Origin of the sequence: Joostella sp. (assembly GCF_048266025.1) — a bacterium.
In the GTDB taxonomy this organism is placed as follows: Bacteria; Bacteroidota; Bacteroidia; order Flavobacteriales; family Flavobacteriaceae; genus Galbibacter; species Galbibacter atrarenae.
The window spans coordinates 14,095-33,656 of sequence record NZ_JBLXAF010000005.1 but is presented as its reverse complement, the minus strand read 5'-3'; the positions used below and the strand labels follow the sequence as shown (position 1 = coordinate 33,656).

Here is a 19,562-nt window from a genome sequence, read left to right as displayed (position 1 = left end):
ATTTTTTAAAATAATAATTCTTCGAGACATGAAAAATAGGGTTTTATTTATTGTTACAGTAGTAGTAGTATTTCTACTAGGGCTATTAGCATCCAGTATTGTTAATAGGAAAAATGAGGCTAAATATAAATATGTTCCTCAAGTGGATATTGGCGAAAATGAGCCTCGAAATTCAGAATGGGGAAAAAACTATCCTGCAGAATATCAGTCGTTTTTGCAAACGGCAGATACTAGCTTTGTGTCTTATCAAGGTGGATCTGCAATGCGAGATATGCTTGAAGAAGATACGAACTTGGTTGTGCTTTGGGCTGGTTATGGTTTTTCAAAAGACTATAATCAGGGGAGAGGACATCAACATGCCATTGAAGATATCCAAAATATATTGAGAACAGGTGGGCCAAAAGGTAAAGGAGATGGTCCGATGCCAGCAACATGTTGGACCTGTAAAGGGCCAGATGTTCCTCGATTAATGAATGAAAAGGGTGTGGCCGAATTTTATGCTGGTAAATGGGCAGACAAAGGAGAAGAAATTGTAAATCCTATAGGTTGTGCTGATTGTCATGACTCTGAGACTATGAAATTGACAATAACGCGTCCAGCACTTGTAGAGGCTTTTGATGCAATGGGAAAAGATATTAATAATGCAACGCATCAAGAAATGCGCTCTTTAGTATGTGCACAATGTCATGTTGAATATTATTTTGATAAAGATTTACCTGGTAAAGAAGGTGTTCCATATTTAAAATTCCCTTGGGATAATGGGATGACAGTGGAGGCAATGGAGAGATATTATGATTCTATAGGTTTTAAAGATTGGACTCATAAACTTAGTCGCGCACCAATGTTGAAAGCACAGCACCCAGGTTATGAAACTTATGTAACGGGAGTGCATGCAGATAGAGGTGTGTCTTGTGCAGATTGCCATATGCCATATAAAAGTGAAGGGGGGCAAAAATTTACAGATCATCACATACAATCGCCTTTAAATAATGTGTCTAATGCGTGTCAGGTATGTCACAGAGAAGATGCAGATAAGTTGAAATTGAACGTTTATGAACGTCAAATGAAAACAGCTGAAAACAGATTAAAGTTAGAGCGTTTCTTAGTTAAAGCTCATGTGGAAGCAAAAAAAGCATGGGATTTAGGAGCTACAGAAGAGCAAATGGAAGATATTCTTATGGATATCCGTCATGCACAATGGCGATGGGATTATGCGGCTGCATCGCATGGAGCTTCATTTCACTCTCCAGTAGAAACAGCTAGAGTTTTAGGTAGTGGTTTTACGATAATTCAAGAAGGACGTGTTAAATTAGCTCGTTTATTAGCAGAATTAGGATATAATAAACCTGTAGATATGCCAGATATTTCTAGTAAAGAAAAGGCTCAAGAATATATAGGTTTAGATATGGATGCTCTTAGAAAAGAGAAAGAAGAGTTTAAAGAAAATTTAATTCCAAAGTGGTTAGAAGCAGCAAAAGAAAGAGAATCTAAATACGGTACAAAATCGGTTTCTTTAAACGAATAAGATAAATTTAATAGTAGTTTTTATAACTTAGTAAAGATAGTTTTTGATGATTTTAAAAGTCGCAAAAGCTATCTTTTTTTGAATAGTATTTATATGCAGAAATTATACAAGTTTTTATCATCAGCACGTTTGGCATTGGTCTTATTGTTGACTTTTGCAATTTCTATGGCTGTTGCCACCTTTGTAGAAAATGATTATGGTACAAAAACAGCCTGGATAATTATCTACGATTCTTGGTGGTTTGAGGCTGTTATGCTGGGATTGTCACTTTGTTTTATTGCGAATATTTTTAAATACAAATTATTCAGAAGAGAAAAATGGGCTATACTTTTATTTCATTTAGCCTTTATAATAATCGTTTTAGGGGCGGCTATTACTAGATATACTTCTTATGGAGGTGTTATGAGAATAAGAGAAGGGCAATCTTCAAATGTTGTAATATCCGATACTAATTTCTTAACTGCTACAATAACAGATGGGAATACATCAACCAAAATAAAAGAGAAGATATCTTTTTCATCTATTAAAGACAATGATTTCTCTTTGGAGGCAGATTTTAACGGTAATCCAGTTGTTATTTCTTACCAAGATTATATTCCAGACGCAATAGCTGAGGTTGTGGAGGGGGAAGGGAACGGAGAGCCACTTTTAGAAATGGTAGTTACAGAAGGTAAAGGCAGAAATACAATATATCTTAAAAAAGGAGAGATAGAGAGGATTGGAGAACACCAACATGAAATTGGTTTTAATTCTGATAAAGAGGGTATTATTAATATTATTGAAGAGGATGGAGCTTTTAGAATCAAAGCGCCGCATGATCTTGATTTTTTTAGAATGTCTACCCAGCAAGCAGGAAAATTAGTAAAAGATAGTTTGCATGATATCACATTACGTACTTTATATAGACACGGAGATATTTCTTTTGTGCCTCTAACATACTATCAAAATGGAGTTTTTAAATTAAAGAGTGAGTCAGAAGAGAGTATAGAAAATGATAGTGTAAAGGACGATGCCTTAATGGTAAATGTGTCTGTTAATGGTAAAGAAAAGTCTTTAAACATATTATATCGAGAAGGGTTTTTACCTACACATCATGAAGTAGAGATTGATGGTTTACGAATAATTTTATCCTATGGCGCAGGAGCTATTCAGACTCCTTTTGCAATTCAGCTTAATGATTTTCAGTTAGAGCGTTATCCGGGGTCTTCAAGTCCTTCTGCTTATGCGAGTGAGGTGACTATTTTAGATGAAGGGAAAAAGATGCCATATAAAATCTTTATGAATAATGTGTTGGATTATAAAGGATATCGTTTCTTTCAAGCAAGTTATGATACAGATGAAAAGGGTACTGTACTTTCTGTAAATCATGACATGGTAGGAACATGGGTTACTTATTTGGGTTACCTTTTAATGACTGTCGGAATGTTTTTTACGCTCTTTAGTAAAGGCGCTCGCTTTCATTTAATTAATAAAAAGCTTAAGAAGCTCAAGAAAAAGCACGTTGCAATTTTATTGTTACTTTTTACGATGCAGGCTTCTTTTTCACAGCAAATAAATGATTCTTTAGAAACACATGTTGAAAAATTAATTGAGTCTCAAGAGATAGATAGAGCGCATGCTGATTTTTTTGGAAGGATTTTAGTTCAAGATCTCGATGGAAGGATAAAGCCTGTAAATACATTGGCTTCAGAGTTTCTCAGAAAAATTTCAGGGAAAGCTACTTTCACGTATCAATTAGAGAGCGGAAAAGTATCTTATGATCCTAATCAGGCTTTTTTAGCAATGCATATGTCGCCGAGGTTGTGGCGCGAGATCCCTATCATTAAAGCGGATTTCAAAAAGACGGGAGATTTGTTTGATGATGTTGTTGTAGGGAAGAATGAATTGATGCCTTTTCAGAGTTTATTAGATGTAGATGGAGGTTATATTTTATCGAGTGAAGTAGAAGCTGCAAATAAGAAAAAACCGGCAGAGCGAAATGAGTTCGATAAAGAGATTTTAAAGATTGATGAGCGCTTTAATATCTTATATAATTTATTTGAAGGTAATTATTTTAAAATTTCCCCAAATAAGAACGATACTAATAATACCTGGTTTAGTTATAACCATGATTTTAATGACTTCCCAGAAGAAGATGCAGCATTTGCAAGGAGTATTATCCCAGCTTATTTTAATGATATCGCTAAAGATGATTACAATAGCGCGCATGAAAAATTGATGTACATTAAAAAGTATCAAGAAGTGTTGGGAGAAAAGATTATTCCTACTCCAGAGCGGATAGAAGCTGAGATTTGGTATAATAAAATGAATATTAACTTTTGGCTGTTTCAAGTGTTTTTTACAGTCGGATTTCTTCTGCTAGTTGTTGCGATAGTTAGGATGTTTGTAAAAAACAAAGCCTTAGATTTTTTCAATAATGCATTGATAATAATCACGCTGATTTCATTTTTGTGCTTCACAGGGAATTTAATTTTACGCTGGTATGTAGCGCAACATGCCCCTTGGAGTAACGGTTATGAAATGTTAGTTTTTGTAGCTTGGGTTTTACTATTTTCTGGTTTAATGTCTTTTAGAAAATCTGATTTTGCATTGCCACTTTCTACACTATTTTCAGGAGCATTGTTATTTGTGAGTTATTTAGATTGGTTGAATCCAGAGATAACTAATTTAATGCCTGTTTTAAAATCATATTGGTTAAAAGTGCATGTAGCCACTATTGTTAGTAGTTATGCTCCATTAGCATTGTCTGCTGTTTTGGGATTGATGGCTTTATTACTTCTGATTTTTAAGACTCCTAAGAATAAAAATATAATAGACGTTAAGATAAAAGAGCTAAGTTATATTAATGAAATAGCGATGACAATAGGTTTATTTGTCTTGGCCGTAGGAACTTTTTTGGGAGGCGTATGGGCTAACGAATCTTGGGGGCGTTATTGGGCTTGGGATCCTAAAGAAACATGGGCGCTAATAAGTATAATTGTATATGCTGTAGTTTTGCATTTAAGGTTTATTCCTAAATTGAATAATAATTTTGTTCTTAATGTAGCCAGTATGTTTGCTTTTTGGTCTATAATTATGACATCTTTTGGTGTGAATTATTACCTATCAGGGTTACATAGCTATGCAGCAGGAGATCCATTACCAATTCCTAAATTTGTTTACGTTGTAATTGCAATAATGGTTATAGTTACAGTGTTAGCTTATTTTAAGCAGAAGACTTTTAAGAGTAATCAAAAAATAGGTATTTAGAGTAGAAAAGATTGTAATATTGATAAATAATGCCTCGGATTTTACTTTTCAAGTGATTTCCGAGGTTTTTAGTTTAGTGAAATTTTAAATCCTCTTAGTTTTTAAGTATTAAATGTTACTTTTAACTTACCAAGTAATGCTCGTCAATTAAATCTTGTCTAGAATTAATACGTTTAATGCTTCCTGTTTTTAAAAGATATAAATCATCGCATAAATCAATCACGTGTTCGTATAAATGATCGGTAACAATAATTCCTTTTCGTTGTTTTTCCTCATGGATTATTTCTATTATCTTTTCGATATATAATGGAGCAATATGAGAAAAGGGTTCATCTAAAAGGACAAATTTAGCTTCAGATTTTAAAACAAGAAAAGCTTCTACAATTCTTAATTCTCCTCCAGATACTTCTTTTGGTTTCATAGATTTATAGCGATCAAAGTCTGGGAAGTATTTTGTAAAATCACTCCAATTAACATTCATCAGAAAGAATGCATTTTTTAAGCTTAAATTATTAGGAAGCATTTGGTGCTGAGGTAAATATTTTACCAAATCAGTTTTATAAAAAGCTTTACTGATAGGCTTTTTATCTATCCGAAGAAGTTTGTATTTAGGTTTTAAGCTTCCGAAAATAATTTTTAAGAGACTGCTTTTTCCACATCCATTTCGTCCTAAAACTCCAGAGACTTTTCCTATTTCACTTTTAAAATAGATGCCGTATAAGATCTTTTTATCTCCATAGCTAAGTTCTATGTTGTCAATTTCCAGAATCAAAATAAAAGGTTGTAAAATGAATATATAACAAGACTAATAATGAAGTCTACAAATAATACTCCTATAAATAATCTAATTATAGAAAGGGTAAGATTTTGATAGAAAGTAAATTTATTATCATTTCCGATTTTTGCTGAAGTTAAAAAAATGGCTCCAAAAAGCAGCGCTTTAGTAAGTAGGATAGCGGGAATTGGAAATATTAAAAACAATAAAATAAACTGTATAAAAACAGAGATTAAAAAGTAGCTTTTATAAAAGTTGAAAATTAAGAATAGCGTTCTCATCCATATAAAAGTATCATTTATTTTACTATAGTAGGCTTAATCTTAGAAAATTTTAACTGAATACTATCAAACTATAAAATCATGAAAAATAATCGTAAATTTGTAGTTCGAATTAGAGAAGAACTATGTTAGATAAATTAAATATTGTAAGACAACGTTTTGATGAGGTGTCGGATTTAATCATCCAACCAGATGTTATTGCAGATCAAAAGCGTTATGTACAATTAAATAAAGAGTATAAAGAGCTTAATGAGCTTGTGCAAAAGCGCGATGAGTATATCGATGTTACTAGCAATATAGAAGAGGCCGAGGAAATTATTTCAGATGGAAGTGATGCTGAAATGGTTGAAATGGCAAAAATGCAGTTGGAGGAAGCTAAAGAGAGATTAGCTCCATTAGAAGAGGAAATCAAGTTTATGTTGATTCCTAAAGACCCTGAAGATGCTAAGAATGTAATGATGGAAATCCGTGCAGGTACTGGTGGAGATGAAGCAAGTATTTTTGCTGGAGATTTACATCGTATGTATACTAAATATTGCGAAAGTAGAGGCTGGAAAGTAAATGTAGTAGACTTTAATGATGGAACCTCTGGAGGATACAAAGAGATAATTTTTGAAGTAAATGGAGAGAATGTCTACGGTACTTTGAAATTCGAATCTGGTGTTCACCGTGTACAACGTGTACCACAAACAGAAACACAAGGTCGTGTGCATACTTCAGCGGCTACAGTAATGGTGCTTCCAGAAGCAGAAGAGTTTGATGTGGAGTTGGATATGGGAGACGTTAAAATTATTAGAACTACCTCTACTGGTCCTGGTGGGCAGTCGGTAAATACAACGTATTCTGCTATTCAGTTGCAGCATTTACCAACAGGAATCGAAGTTCGTTGTCAAGATGAAAAGTCGCAGCATAAAAACTTAGAGAAAGCTATTAAAGTATTACGTTCTCGTTTATATGAGCGTGAGCTTGCTAAAAAGCAAGAAGAAGATTCTGCAAGACGTAAGAGTATGGTTTCTAGTGGAGATAGAAGTGCTAAAATTAGAACCTATAATTATCCTCAAGGGCGTGTAACCGACCATAGAATAGGATTAAACCTTTACGATTTATCTAATATTATGAATGGTGATATAGAAAAAATCGTTGAGGAGCTTAAAATGACAGAGAACACAGAGAAGCTTAAAGAAGCTAGTGAAACAATGTAATTTTAATAGTTTAAATTTTAAATGTCATACTGAGCTTGTCGAAGTATGGCATTTGTCGAAGTATGACATTTTTCAGAATAATAAAGAGGTGAAAATAATTACGTAATCACTAAAACCTTTCACCTAACTCCCAACACCCTATAGAATGGAAACAAAAAAACTCATAGAACAAATAAGAAGTAAGAAATCTTTTTTATGCATCGGTTTGGATGTAGATATCAATAAAATTCCAAATCACTTATTGCATGAAACAGATCCTATTTTTGAGTTTAACAAGGCTATAATTGATGCTACACAACATTTGGCAGTTGCATACAAGCCTAATATTGCATTCTATGAAGCTTTTGGGATAAAAGGTTGGGAAGCTCTAAAGAAGACTATTGATTATATTAATGAGAATTATCCAGAATTATTCACAATTGCAGATGCCAAGCGTGGAGATATTGGTAATACTTCTACAATGTACGCAAAAGCTTTTTTTGAAGACATGGAGTTTGATTCGGTAACTATTGCTCCATACATGGGGAAAGATTCCGTAGAGCCTTTTTTAGCTTTTAAAGATAAGCACACCATTCTTTTAGCGCTTACTTCTAACGAAGGGGCTTTCGATTTTCAGACTTTACAAGTTGATGGGAAGCCTTTATACCAAAGAGTAATTGAGACCTCAAAAACATATAATAATTGGGAAAACCTAATGTATGTTGTCGGTGCTACAAAAGCAGAATACCTAAAAGAGATTCGTGCAATTGTACCTGAGAGTTTTTTATTGGTTCCTGGAGTTGGAGCACAAGGCGGAAGTTTAGAAGATGTCTGTAAATATGGAATGACAGCAAATGTAGGATTGCTAATTAATTCTTCTAGAGGGATTATCTATGCTTCAAATGGTGAGGATTTTGCAGAAGTAGCTGCTAAAAAAGCTCAAGAGATGCAACAGCAGATGGCTGCTTTTTTATAAGAATCGAATTTGATAGATCAGTTAGGGAGACATATAAATTGTAAAAAGGTTCCAAAGCGGATTATTTCTTTGGTGCCTTCACAAACCGAGTTGCTTTACGATTTGGGGTTGGAAGATAGCATTGTTGGAGTTACTAAGTTTTGCGTACATCCTAAACGAGCTATTAAGGATAAAACGATTGTAGGCGGAACAAAAGACGTAAAATACGATCTTGTAAAGTCGCTAAATCCAGATATCATTCTTTGTAATAAGGAAGAGAATACAAAAGAAATTGTTGCTACTTTAGAAGGGATTACAACAGTCCATGTTTCAGATATTTATACACTTAAAGATAGTCTAGCACTTATCAATCAGTACGGAGAATTATTTTCCGTAGAGAATTCAGCAGAAGAAATAATTAGAGCTATTAATAGTGAATGGAGTAGTTTTAAATCTTTTATTAAGAATACTTCAGAAAAAAAGGTAGCCTATTTTATTTGGCGTAAACCATGGATGGTTGCCGGTTCTAATACATTTATAGATTTTCTGTTGAAAGAAAATAAGTTTACAAATGTGTTTGAAGATAAAACCCGCTATCCAGAAATATCGATTTCTGAATTGATGAATAATAAAGAGTTGGATTATATTTTATTGTCTTCAGAACCCTTTCCATTCAAACAAAAACATATCGAAGAATTGCAAAACGATCTTCCTGAGGTAAAAATTATTTTAGTTGATGGAGAATACTTTTCTTGGTATGGTTCCCGACTTAAAAGCGCATTTGCTTATTTCAAAGAATTACATACGGTTATAAATAACCATTAAAATTAGAGCAAAAAAAAGCCGATATGTGGAAATCGGCTTTTCTAAACTAACTGCTAACTCAAACTCTGTAAGTATGAAACTCATATTGCTGATGCAAATCTCTATAAACAATGCCTAAACAATGTTAAGTAGAAATTATCTTAATATTAAGTTGCAGATACTATTGTAGATGAGTTATAAAAAGTTTAAAAAATGAGTTTATGGCTTAACTGAAAATGATTGTTTTATTGTTGAAAACCATCGTTTTACGATCAATATGTAGTTTTATTCCACGTGCAAGAACAATCTTTTCTAAATCTCTCCCTTTCATCACTAAATCTTCAATGGCATGAGCATGTGTTACCCTGGTTACATCTTGTTCTATAATCGGGCCAGCATCCAATTCTTCGGTTACATAATGACTCGTAGCTCCAATTATTTTTACACCACGTTTATATGCAGAATGATAAGGTTTTGCCCCTACAAAAGCTGGTAAAAATGAATGATGGATATTTATGATTTTATGTTCGTAACGTTCAATAAGCTTCTCCGAGATTATTTGCATGTAGCGGGCAAGAACTATAAAATCGATTCCAAATTTTTCTAATAATTCTAATTGTTCTTTTTCAGCTTTTTCTTTCGTGTCTTTTGTTACGGGGATATGGTAAAACGGAATTTTAAAGCTGTCGGCTATATGTTTTAAATCAGGATGATTACTGATGATAAATGGAATTTCAACATTCATTTCGCCAGCATTATAGCGCCCTAAAATATCATATAAGCAATGGTCGTATTTAGATACAAAAAGCGCCATTTTTGGTCGGTAATCATCAGTATATAATTGCCATTCCATTTCATATTTTTCAGCAATTAATTCTTCAAAAGAACTTTTAAAATTTTTTAGCTGAAAAGTCTTTTCATTGAATACACTTTCAGAACGCATAAAGAAAATTCCATTCTCTCTATCAACATGTTGGTCTATATAGACAATGTTTCCGTGATTTTTATGGATAAAATTGGTTACAGAGGCAATAATACCCGAAGTGTCTTTGCAGTGAATTAAAATGGTGATTTTAGCCATAGTTTTGGTGGTATGATAAAAAGTAAAAAATAATTCTTTTTACTGTTGATTAATGCTTGTTCATAATTTCTTAGTGAAAATAAATTAAGATTATTACAAATCAAAAATAATAACGTTCAATTGGTCAGTTATCACGTTATTAATTTATTTCGCTAGTTTTTATGCATTTAGATCTTTTAGAAATAAAAATATGGCTAAATTAATCGGTAGGAATTTGTTCTGGATTGTAGATTAACTTATTCTTAAAATAAGCTCCTTTTTTATGCAAATTCTGTAAATTGCAGACATAAATAACACATCTTATTAATGATGAAGCAAACAAATCAATATAAACCTAAGAATAAAATAAGAATAGTAACTGCAGCTTCGCTCTTTGATGGGCATGATGCTACCATAAATATTATGCGTAGAATTATTCAGGCTACTGGAGTTGAAGTGATCCATTTGGGACACGATCGAAGTGTGGAAGAAGTGGTAAATACAGCTATTCAAGAAGATGCAAATGCTATTGCGCTTACTTCATACCAAGGTGGGCACAATGAGTATTTTAAATATATGCACGATTTATTAGTCGAACGAGGTGCTTCCAATATCAAAATCTTTGGTGGTGGAGGTGGTGTGATCCTTCCAGAGGAAATAAAAGAACTGATAGATTATGGAGTGTCCAAAATATATTCGCCAGATGATGGTAGAGAATTAGGACTGCAAGGAATGATTGATCATTTGGTACAGAATTCTGATTATGCAATTGATGGTTTGCCTTCTGAAGTAAATGTAAAAAAAGAACTCGAAGAGAAACATATAAATACAATAGCAAGGCTTATTACATTTGCAGAGAATAACCACGAAGAATTTTTAAGGTTATTTAATAGTATAGACACTTCCGAGAGTAAGGTTCCTGTATTAGGAATTACTGGAACTGGAGGTTCAGGAAAAAGTAGTTTGGTAGATGAGGTGGTACGTCGTTTTCTAAACGATTTTGAAGATAAAACTATTGGGATTATTTCTGTAGACCCTTCAAAAAGAAAAACGGGAGGTGCTTTATTAGGGGATCGTATTCGTATGAATGCCATTAATAATTCGCGTGTTTATATGCGTAGCCTAGCAACCCGTCAATCTAATTTAGCACTTTCTAAGCATGTTGCAGAGGCAGTAGAAGTTCTAAAAGCTGCAAATTATGATTTAATAATTCTTGAAACTTCAGGAATCGGGCAGAGTGATACAGAAATTCTAGACCATTCAGATGTTTCTCTATATGTGATGACACCAGAATTTGGAGCAGCTACCCAATTAGAAAAAATCGATATGCTCGATTTTGCCGATTTAGTTGCGATCAATAAATTTGATAAGCGTGGAGCATTAGATGCGCTTAGAGATGTAAAAAAACAATACCAACGCAATCATGGGATGTGGGAAGCAAAAGCAGATGAACTTCCTGTTTTTGGAACCATTGCTGCACAGTTTAATGATCCCGGTATGAATACACTCTATAAGGAAATCATGAAATTGATTGAAGATAAGACGAGTTCTAACTTAAAATCGGAATTTGTAATTTCTTCGGAAATGAGTGAGAAAGTATTTGTAATCCCACCAAATAGAACACGCTATTTATCGGAAATTGCAGAAAGTAATCGCGCTTACGATAAAAAGGTTGATGAACAAGTAGCGGTAGCTCAAAAGCTTTATGGAATTTACCAAACCTTGTGTAGTGTAGCAGACGCTGATCTTTCTTTGTCTAAGTATGGTGTAGATATGGAGTCTTTTAATTTAGATGAAGTAGAAAATCAAGACTTTATAAAATTATTGGTTGGGGAATTCGATCGTGTAAAACTGAATTTAGATCCTCACCATTGGGAAACAATTTTAAATTGGGATGAGAAAGTAGCAAAATATAAAGAGCCACTTTACACTTTTAAGGTTAGGAATAAAGAAATAAATATAGCAACACATACGAAGTCATTATCACACTCTCAAATTCCAAAAGTAGCATTGCCTAAGTATAAAGCTTGGGGAGATGTTTTAAGATGGGTATTGCAAGAAAATGTGCCAGGAGAATTCCCATATGCTTCAGGACTGTATCCTTTTAAAAGAACAGGTGAAGATCCTACAAGAATGTTTGCAGGAGAAGGAGGTCCAGAGCGTACAAACAGGCGTTTCCATTATGTGAGTTTAGGAATGCCAGCAAAACGTTTGTCAACTGCTTTTGACTCGGTTACTCTCTACGGAAATGATCCAGATCACCGTCCAGATATATACGGTAAAATAGGAAATGCGGGAGTTTCAATTTGCTGTTTAGATGATGCTAAGAAGTTATATTCAGGTTTCAATTTAGCAGATGCTATGACTTCTGTGAGTATGACTATTAACGGTCCAGCGCCGATGTTATTAGGATTTTTCATGAATGCGGCAATCGATCAGCAGTGTGAAATCTATATCAAAGAAAATGACTTAGAAGAGGAAGTAAATGCTAAAATAGATGCTATTTATCAGCAGAAAAATAGCGAACGCCCTAAATACAATAGTTTCTCTCGTTCTGAAGGAGCACAAGAGGAAGGGCTTCCAGAGGGTAACGACGGATTAGGATTAATGCTTTTGGGAGTTACCGGAGATATGGTACTACCAAAAGAAGTATATAAAGAGATAAAAGAAAGAACTATTGCACAGGTTCGTGGAACAGTGCAAGCAGATATATTAAAAGAAGATCAGGCGCAAAATACCTGTATTTTCTCAACTGAGTTTGCATTGCGACTTATGGGAGATGTGCAAGAGTATTTTATTGAGAATGGCGTTCGTAATTTCTACTCGGTTTCAATTTCTGGTTATCATATTGCAGAAGCTGGAGCAAATCCAATTACCCAATTGGCATTTACCTTGGCAAACGGATTTACCTATGTAGAGTATTATTTAAGTAGAGGAATGGATATCAATAAATTTGGACCGAATTTATCTTTCTTTTTCTCTAATGGAGTAGATCCAGAATATGCTGTGATAGGTCGTGTGGCACGAAAAATATGGGCAAAAGCTTTAAAAGAAAAGTATGGTGCAGATGCACGTTCTCAGATGTTAAAATACCATATTCAAACATCAGGAAGATCGTTACATGCGCAGGAGATTGATTTTAACGATATCCGAACTACACTTCAAGCTTTATACGCTATTTACGATAACTGTAATTCATTACATACAAACGCTTATGATGAGGCGATAACAACGCCAACAGAAGATTCTGTACGTCGTGCAATGGCCATTCAGCTTATTATAAATAAAGAATTAGGTTTAGCTAAGAATGAAAATCCTATTCAAGGAAGTTTTATTATAGAAGAGCTTACAGACTTGGTAGAAGAAGCAGTATTAAAAGAATTTGATCGAATTACCGAGCGTGGAGGTGTTTTAGGAGCTATGGAAACCATGTATCAGCGTTCAAAAATACAAGAAGAAAGCTTATATTATGAAACTTTAAAGCATACGGGAGAATATCCAATTATTGGAGTGAACACTTTTTTAAGTAGTAAAGGGTCTCCAACCGTTATTCCTTCGGAAGTAATCCGCGCTACCGAAACGGAAAAGCAATTACAGATAAGCACATTAGAAAAGCTCCATAAAGTTTATGCTAAAGAATCTACGACAGCTATTGGAGAGGTTCAACAGGCTGCAATTCATAATAAAAATGTATTTGAAGCTTTGATGGAAGCTACAAAAGTTTGTTCTCTAGGGCAAATTACGCAAGCTTTATTCGAAGTAGGCGGGCAGTACAGAAGGAATATGTAGAAAACTGTTTGAAGAGTCTTACTAATTTATTTTAGCGCTTTACGCTGAACTATAACAAGGAATAAAAAACTTGGTCTAACTGAAAAGTAGACCAAGTTTTTTGTTTTTATGAATCGATATATCATTTTGGAGACCATTAAAATAGAGATTCAATAGTTCTAATTATGAAGAGCAGTATCTACATATAAAAACCCAGTTTTTATAATTATCTTCGTTCCCTAATAGAATTGATATTGGAAATGAAGCGTATTTTAATAACAGGAGCGGCAGGGTTTTTAGGATCTCATCTTTGTGATAGATTTATGAATGAAGGGATGTACGTAATAGGAATGGATAATCTTATTACTGGCGACCTTAGGAATATTGAACATTTGCGAAGTAGTGAGAATTTTGAATTTATCCACCACGATGTTACAAAATACATTGATATTTCTGGAGAGTTGGATTATATATTACATTTTGCATCTCCAGCTAGTCCAATCGATTATTTAAAAATACCGATCCAAACATTAAAAGTAGGAGCTTTAGGAACCCATAACCTTTTGGGACTTGCCAAAGATAAGAACGCACGAATTTTAGTTGCTTCTACTTCTGAAGTATATGGAGATCCTTTGGTGCATCCGCAAAGCGAAGAATACTACGGAAACGTGAGTCCTGTTGGGCCGCGTGGAGTTTACGATGAAGCTAAACGCTTTATGGAGTCTATTACAATGGCATATCATCGTTTTCATGGTGTAGATACCCGCATAGCAAGAATATTTAATACATATGGACCTAAAATGCGTCTCAACGACGGTCGTGTAATTCCAGCTTTTATTGGTCAGGCGCTACGTGGCGAAGACCTTACTATTTTTGGCGATGGGAGTCAGACACGATCTTTCTGCTATGTAGATGATGAGATAGAGGGAATCTACCGCCTTTTGATGAGCGATTACCATGAGCCTGTGAATATTGGTAACCCTACAGAGATTTCTATTAAAGATTTTGCTGAAGAAATTGTAAAACTCACAGGAACAAATCAGAAGATTGTATATAAACCACTTCCAAAAGACGATCCATCACAGAGAAGACCAGATATTACAAAAGCGCGAGAGATATTAAAATGGGAGCCTAAAATATCTCGTCAAGAGGGGATGGAACGCACCTATCAATATTTTAAAAATCTACCAGAAAGCGAGCTTTATAAAAAAGAACATCGCGATTTTAGTGACCGTAATAAAAAGTAGGATTAAACTACTAGCTTTAAAAATCTATAACTTAGGTATACTAAAAATATCACCTGATGTAATTGTTTATTATCATGTATAGTAATGTCTAAAATGAATAAAATAAAAGAGTTTTTAGCTAAAAATACTGGAAACATAATAATTATTTTATTAATGCTTTCAGTTTTTGTTAATTACGATGATATTTCAACTTTTGAAGAAGTTAACAAAGGGAGTTTAAAGTATAGAACGGCAAAAGTAATAATGTATAACTTAAATAAAACAACTATAGGTTATATTCTTGGTAGAGGTTCCTTTTTGATGATTGCATTAATTGGTTTTTATAAGATGTTCAAAAAAAAAATGAACTACCAAAACGACGGCACAGAAGGCTAGGAGTATTGAATCCAGTCTCAATATTTAGAATGTATTTTTTATATATTAAAGCATTTGGATTCCTTTATAAATGGATTTAATTATTTTTAATGATTAAATCAGATCTTAATAATATTTTACAAAAAGAATTTAAGAAAAGTTAATTGATGAGTTACCATTGATTTATAAATTGGCAAGAAAGTTTTTGGAAGGAGAATTGAATCCAACTCCGATAAAGCTTAAACAAGAGATAATTTACCAATTTGAAGATATTTTTAAATTAAACAAATAGTAATGGATAGAATATATCAAGTTAAAGGAGTAGAAAGTATATATAAGAATGATAAGTTTTTAATTGTAAGTGGAGGGGATGAAATATTGATTCCTAGTATTATAACTGTTAAAAATGAATTTCAACTTTTTCAAACTACTTATTTAACATATAGATATAAGAATGACGAATTGGAAATTTTTAATGTGTATACAAAAAAATTTGATATATGTTTTAAAAATTCTAATTATATTTTAGGATCTGCGAGAGACTCAAAAGAGTTTTTACTTACTGAAAAAAATAGTAATGCCATACATAAAATTGTTGATTTTCAAAATGAGTTTTCTTTTATTTTTGATAAGGGTATTTCAATTTTTGACAACAATAAACTTGTTTCTACAAGTGGGTTATCATATACAAAAAAAAATAAGATTGAAGTCTTTTCTATCAATAATGTAGATACTCCCCTATGGCAATACAACCTCCCTGAAGGTTTTACCATATTCGGATCTCCACAAGTAATAGAAGATATATTGTTTTTTGATGCTTATGATAAAAATTCGAAATACCAATTAGTATATGGTTTAGATATAAAAACAGGCGTAATTAAATGGCAAAAAAAAATACAAGTAACACATTCTACAAGAAATATTATAGCATTTTTAATTAATGGTAAAAATAATTTATGCTATGGTTACGGAGGGTCTCAATACCAAGTCTTTAATCCCTTAACAGGGCAAATTGTTTTTGAGAAAGACATGTCAGATTATTATGCAAAGGGGATAGAACCCAATGTGCACCGAAATGCTATATTTAATAATAAATTATGGTTTGTAGGTGGTCGAGGAGAAAAAGCAAAATTTGGAGCTCTAAATATAGCAACCTCGGAGATTGATTTTGTGCAAGACGCTCCATTAGAAAATGATGAACAGTTTGAAACCCCTGTTTATCATGATGGAAAACTATACTTGTTAGATACTGGCAAGACACTACATATTTATGAAGATCCGCACAACAATATAAAATGATTAACCACAAAAAACTGCCTCGCTACCACACGATTGCGTCGTGTAGTGTTGAAGAATATAAGAACACCAAAGATATAATCCTTACTTATGAGTTTTATAATTAGGAATAAGAATAATTTTTTCTCTTATCAGCTGTATGGTCAAAAAAATAAAGAGATATATTAAAAAAGCAAGGGTCGAAATTTTAATTTCGACCCTTGCTTTTTATAGCTAATAAAGTTAAAATTAATTTCCTTCAGCTAAAAACCAAACATCTCCAACTCCATGTCCGTTCGTGTCTCCAAATGTATTATCGTTTGCAAAGTAGTATAATGGCATTCCCTTATAACTAATTTGTTTATTACTATCATCTCCTCCACCAGTTGTATCAGTACGTTCAAAAATAGTAAAATCATCTGTGTCTAATATCGATGGTCCAACTACTTCCTCTTCATAGAATGGAGGCCAAACTTCTGCACAACCATCATAACAAACACTTTCATTCATGGTAGTATCATTATCAAATGTATATAATGACATTCCGTTAATGTCGGCAATATAGTCTTGTCTTTCATCATTTACTGTTTTAGTAACTAACATAACGTTGTAGTCAGGACTCATTACAAACCATACATTTCCAGCTCCTTCTCCATTTGTGTCTCCTGCATTTTCATCATTGTAAAAATAATATAGAGGCCAACCTTTATAAGTAGTTTGCATAGTTCCATCTTCTCTTGTTATTTCACCAAAGTCTTCAGACTCATGAAGGCTTGTAGTTACAATATCTTCACTGTAGTATGCAGGCCATCTTTCTATACAAGTTAAACCATTTATAGCGCTATCAGGATTATCTGTACACATACTTTCACCAGAAAAATCTCTAGTAAAATAATACAATGTTTTTCCCTGGTCGTCCACAAAATAGTTTATGGAATCTTCATCATCAATAATTAATTTATTGGCAGTAAATAAGTTGTAATCTGTTTTTGCAACAAACCATACTCCGCCAACACCTTCTCCATTAGTATCTCCAACACTCTCATCATCCGCATAATAGTATAATGGCCATCCTTTATAAGTAACTTGTAACATAGAGCTATCGTTAGGGCTTGTAACTGTGCCAATAAGTTCGGCATCAATAGCATCACTTAATTCTAAGTCGTCAATGTTAGAAACTTCAAATGGAGGCCAAGTATTTAAGCAGCCTTCAGAAGTACATGCAGATTCTCCATTTACATCTTTAGAGAAATAATAAAGGGTTCTCCCATCAGCATCGGTTATTACATTTGTGTAACCATTTACGGTGTTTACTTTTAAGGAAGTAGCATCTTCTATCTCAGGAAGATCAGAATTGTCATCATCGTTACTGCATCCAATTAAGAATGCACTAAAAATAAGTAGTAGTAGTACTTTTTTCATGATATTTTAAATTTTATGTTATTTATATACGTCAAATATAGGTATAAATTCTATATGTAAAATTATTCTAAATAAGAGATTTATTGTGTGAAATATTTATTTTTTACCTTTATATATAGTTATTGTGTTGTGTTTCGTGTTTTCTGTAGGTTGTAGTTGATAGTACTATATTTAATTTTTTATAGATTATAAATAATATGTTAGTGTAAATCCAACTCCAAAACTTTTTACATATAAATTATGTTTTTGGCGCTGCTGGGTGTAACTTTGATGTTTTAAATAAAAGTCAATTTAATTCAGTAGAAATGAACATCCTTATTCTTGGTTCTGGAGGTAGAGAACATACATTTGCTTGGAAAATAGCACAAAGTGATAAAAGCACAAAGCTGTTTGTTGCACCTGGAAATGCGGGTACAGCGAAGATCGCAACCAATGTGCCTATTTCGGTAACTGATTTCCCTGCTATAAAAAAGCTAGTATTAGCGGAGAAAATAGAAATGGTAGTTGTAGGTCCAGAAGATCCATTGGTACAAGGAGTTCATGATTTCTTTTTAGACGATGAAGAGCTAAAGAACATTCCAGTAATTGGACCGCAAAAAAATGGAGCTATTTTAGAAGGAAGTAAGGAGTTTGCTAAAGAATTTATGGCGCGCCATAATGTGGCAACTGCAGCTTATCAAAGTTTTACTTCTGAAAGTTTAGAAGCTGGATATGCTTTTTTAGAGACTTTGAAAGCACCTTATGTTTTAAAAGCAGATGGACTAGCCGCTGGAAAAGGAGTTTTGATTTTAGATGATATTGAAGAGGCTAAGGTAGAGCTTAAAAGCATGTTGGTTGATGCTAAGTTTGGAAATGCGAGTGCTAAAGTGGTTATCGAAGAGTTTTTAAGCGGAATAGAACTTAGTGTCTTTGTTTTAACTGACGGAAAAAACTACATAACACTTCCTACAGCCAAAGATTATAAGCGTATTGGAGAAGGGGATACTGGTTTAAATACTGGTGGAATGGGAGCTATCTCCCCAGTGCCGTTTGCTGATGCTACTTTTATGCAAAAAATAGAAGACCGAATCGTAAAACCAACTATTGAAGGTTTCCAAAAAGATGAAATTCCATATAAAGGGTTTGTATTTATCGGACTCATAAAAGTGGGGGATGAACCTTATGTTATTGAATACAATGTGCGTATGGGAGATCCAGAAACAGAAGTTGTTTTACCTCGTGTTAAAAATGATATGGTAACACTTCTTCAAGCAGTTGCTAATGGTACTTTAAATGAAGTTTCTTTGGAGTTAGACCAGCGTACAGCAACTACAATCGTAGCAGTTTCTGGTGGATATCCTGAGGCATACGAAAAAGGTAAGGAGATTACTGGTTTTGAGAATGTAGAAGATTCTATAGTTTTTCATGCAGGAACACAGCTAAAAGATAATAAAGTGGTATCTTCTGGAGGTCGTGTTTTGGCTGTAACTTCTTTTGGAGCTGATTTTAAAGAGGCTCTAAAAACTTCATATAACAGTATTGAAAAAATTTCTTTCGATAAAATGAATTATAGAAAAGACTTAGGTTTCGATTTATAATTGTATTTTTCAGTTAGAATATGACAATGTCGATATGAAACTGAAAGATTTAATGTTACTACCTAAGTTTACTAAATATAAAACCAAAA

The 19,562-nt window shown here is 33.3% G+C and carries 13 protein-coding genes; 10 read left to right on the top strand and 3 right to left on the bottom strand.

What is annotated here, in order from left to right:
* Positions 1 to 28 precede the first annotated feature (28 nt).
* Positions 29 to 1,525, top strand: a complete 1,497-nt coding sequence (nrfA, locus tag ACN0TY_RS10100; RefSeq protein ID WP_417444393.1) for an ammonia-forming cytochrome c nitrite reductase — start codon at positions 29 to 31, stop codon at positions 1,523 to 1,525.
* A gap of 93 nt (positions 1,526 to 1,618) precedes the next feature.
* Positions 1,619 to 4,774 carry a cytochrome c biogenesis protein CcsA gene (ccsA, locus tag ACN0TY_RS10095; RefSeq protein WP_417444392.1) on the top strand — a complete coding sequence of 1,052 codons (3,156 nt, stop codon included), beginning with the start codon at positions 1,619 to 1,621 and terminating at the stop codon, positions 4,772 to 4,774.
* Between the two features lie 121 nt (positions 4,775 to 4,895).
* On the opposite strand, the gene ACN0TY_RS10090 is transcribed toward ccsA, so the two are convergent.
* Positions 4,896 to 5,546: an ATP-binding cassette domain-containing protein gene (locus ACN0TY_RS10090; RefSeq protein WP_417444391.1), complete on the bottom strand. Its 651-nt coding sequence runs from the start codon at positions 5,544 to 5,546 to the stop codon at positions 4,896 to 4,898.
* A 409-nt stretch (positions 5,547 to 5,955) separates the two neighbouring features.
* On the opposite strand from ACN0TY_RS10090, the gene prfA reads away from it, so the two are divergent.
* The 3 genes from prfA to ACN0TY_RS10075 all read left to right on the top strand — a co-directional run bounded on the left by prfA (position 5,956) and on the right by ACN0TY_RS10075 (position 8,791).
* Positions 5,956 to 7,032 carry a peptide chain release factor 1 gene (gene prfA, locus ACN0TY_RS10085; RefSeq protein WP_417444390.1) on the top strand — a complete coding sequence of 359 codons (1,077 nt, stop codon included), beginning with the start codon at positions 5,956 to 5,958 and terminating at the stop codon, positions 7,030 to 7,032.
* A 145-nt stretch (positions 7,033 to 7,177) separates the two neighbouring features.
* The gene (gene pyrF, locus ACN0TY_RS10080) at positions 7,178 to 7,987 is read left to right on the top strand and encodes an orotidine-5'-phosphate decarboxylase (protein WP_417444389.1); all 810 of its coding nucleotides are present in this window, start codon (positions 7,178 to 7,180) and stop codon (positions 7,985 to 7,987) included.
* 9 nt (positions 7,988 to 7,996) lie between these two features.
* A complete protein-coding gene (locus ACN0TY_RS10075; RefSeq protein ID WP_417444388.1) occupies positions 7,997 to 8,791 on the top strand; it encodes an ABC transporter substrate-binding protein in 795 nt (264 codons plus the stop codon).
* Positions 8,792 to 8,996: 205 nt separating this feature from the next.
* Here the strand turns inward: ACN0TY_RS10075 and purU are convergent, their stop codons facing one another.
* Entirely contained in the window at positions 8,997 to 9,851 is an 855-nt protein-coding gene (gene purU, locus ACN0TY_RS10070; RefSeq protein ID WP_417444387.1) for a formyltetrahydrofolate deformylase, read from the bottom strand.
* A gap of 309 nt (positions 9,852 to 10,160) precedes the next feature.
* On the opposite strand from purU, the gene ACN0TY_RS10065 reads away from it, so the two are divergent.
* The 4 genes from ACN0TY_RS10065 to ACN0TY_RS10050 all read left to right on the top strand — a co-directional run bounded on the left by ACN0TY_RS10065 (position 10,161) and on the right by ACN0TY_RS10050 (position 16,498).
* Positions 10,161 to 13,619, top strand: coding sequence for a methylmalonyl-CoA mutase family protein (locus ACN0TY_RS10065; protein ID WP_417444526.1), 3,459 nt, complete (start codon positions 10,161 to 10,163; stop codon positions 13,617 to 13,619).
* 239 nt (positions 13,620 to 13,858) lie between these two features.
* Positions 13,859 to 14,845 (top strand): UDP-glucuronic acid decarboxylase family protein, encoded by a 987-nt coding sequence (locus tag ACN0TY_RS10060; RefSeq protein ID WP_417444386.1) that lies wholly within the window; start codon positions 13,859 to 13,861, stop codon positions 14,843 to 14,845.
* A gap of 93 nt (positions 14,846 to 14,938) precedes the next feature.
* Positions 14,939 to 15,220 (top strand): hypothetical protein, encoded by a 282-nt coding sequence (locus ACN0TY_RS10055; protein ID WP_417444385.1) that lies wholly within the window; start codon positions 14,939 to 14,941, stop codon positions 15,218 to 15,220.
* 273 nt (positions 15,221 to 15,493) lie between these two features.
* Positions 15,494 to 16,498: a hypothetical protein gene (locus tag ACN0TY_RS10050; RefSeq protein WP_417444384.1), complete on the top strand. Its 1,005-nt coding sequence runs from the start codon at positions 15,494 to 15,496 to the stop codon at positions 16,496 to 16,498.
* A 225-nt stretch (positions 16,499 to 16,723) separates the two neighbouring features.
* Here the strand turns inward: ACN0TY_RS10050 and ACN0TY_RS10045 are convergent, their stop codons facing one another.
* Entirely contained in the window at positions 16,724 to 17,896 is a 1,173-nt protein-coding gene (locus tag ACN0TY_RS10045; protein ID WP_417444383.1) for a hypothetical protein, read from the bottom strand.
* Positions 17,897 to 18,201: 305 nt separating this feature from the next.
* Here ACN0TY_RS10045 and purD point away from each other — a divergent pair, with 305 nt between their 5' ends.
* The gene (gene purD, locus ACN0TY_RS10040) at positions 18,202 to 19,473 is read left to right on the top strand and encodes a phosphoribosylamine--glycine ligase (protein WP_417444382.1); all 1,272 of its coding nucleotides are present in this window, start codon (positions 18,202 to 18,204) and stop codon (positions 19,471 to 19,473) included.
* Positions 19,474 to 19,562 lie beyond the last annotated feature (89 nt).

Coding starts and splice junctions, on each gene's coding strand:
- ACN0TY_RS10055 (WP_417444385.1), top strand. CDS start 14,939: ATGAATAAAATAAAAGAGTTTTTAGCTAAAAATACTGGAAACATAATA.
- ccsA (WP_417444392.1), top strand. CDS start 1,619: ATGCAGAAATTATACAAGTTTTTATCATCAGCACGTTTGGCATTGGTC.
- ACN0TY_RS10045 (WP_417444383.1), bottom strand. CDS start 17,896: ATGAAAAAAGTACTACTACTACTTATTTTTAGTGCATTCTTAATTGGA.
- ACN0TY_RS10065 (WP_417444526.1), top strand. CDS start 10,161: ATGAAGCAAACAAATCAATATAAACCTAAGAATAAAATAAGAATAGTA.
- ACN0TY_RS10060 (WP_417444386.1), top strand. CDS start 13,859: ATGAAGCGTATTTTAATAACAGGAGCGGCAGGGTTTTTAGGATCTCAT.
- purU (WP_417444387.1), bottom strand. CDS start 9,851: ATGGCTAAAATCACCATTTTAATTCACTGCAAAGACACTTCGGGTATT.
- purD (WP_417444382.1), top strand. CDS start 18,202: ATGAACATCCTTATTCTTGGTTCTGGAGGTAGAGAACATACATTTGCT.
- pyrF (WP_417444389.1), top strand. CDS start 7,178: ATGGAAACAAAAAAACTCATAGAACAAATAAGAAGTAAGAAATCTTTT.
- ACN0TY_RS10050 (WP_417444384.1), top strand. CDS start 15,494: ATGGATAGAATATATCAAGTTAAAGGAGTAGAAAGTATATATAAGAAT.
- prfA (WP_417444390.1), top strand. CDS start 5,956: ATGTTAGATAAATTAAATATTGTAAGACAACGTTTTGATGAGGTGTCG.
- nrfA (WP_417444393.1), top strand. CDS start 29: ATGAAAAATAGGGTTTTATTTATTGTTACAGTAGTAGTAGTATTTCTA.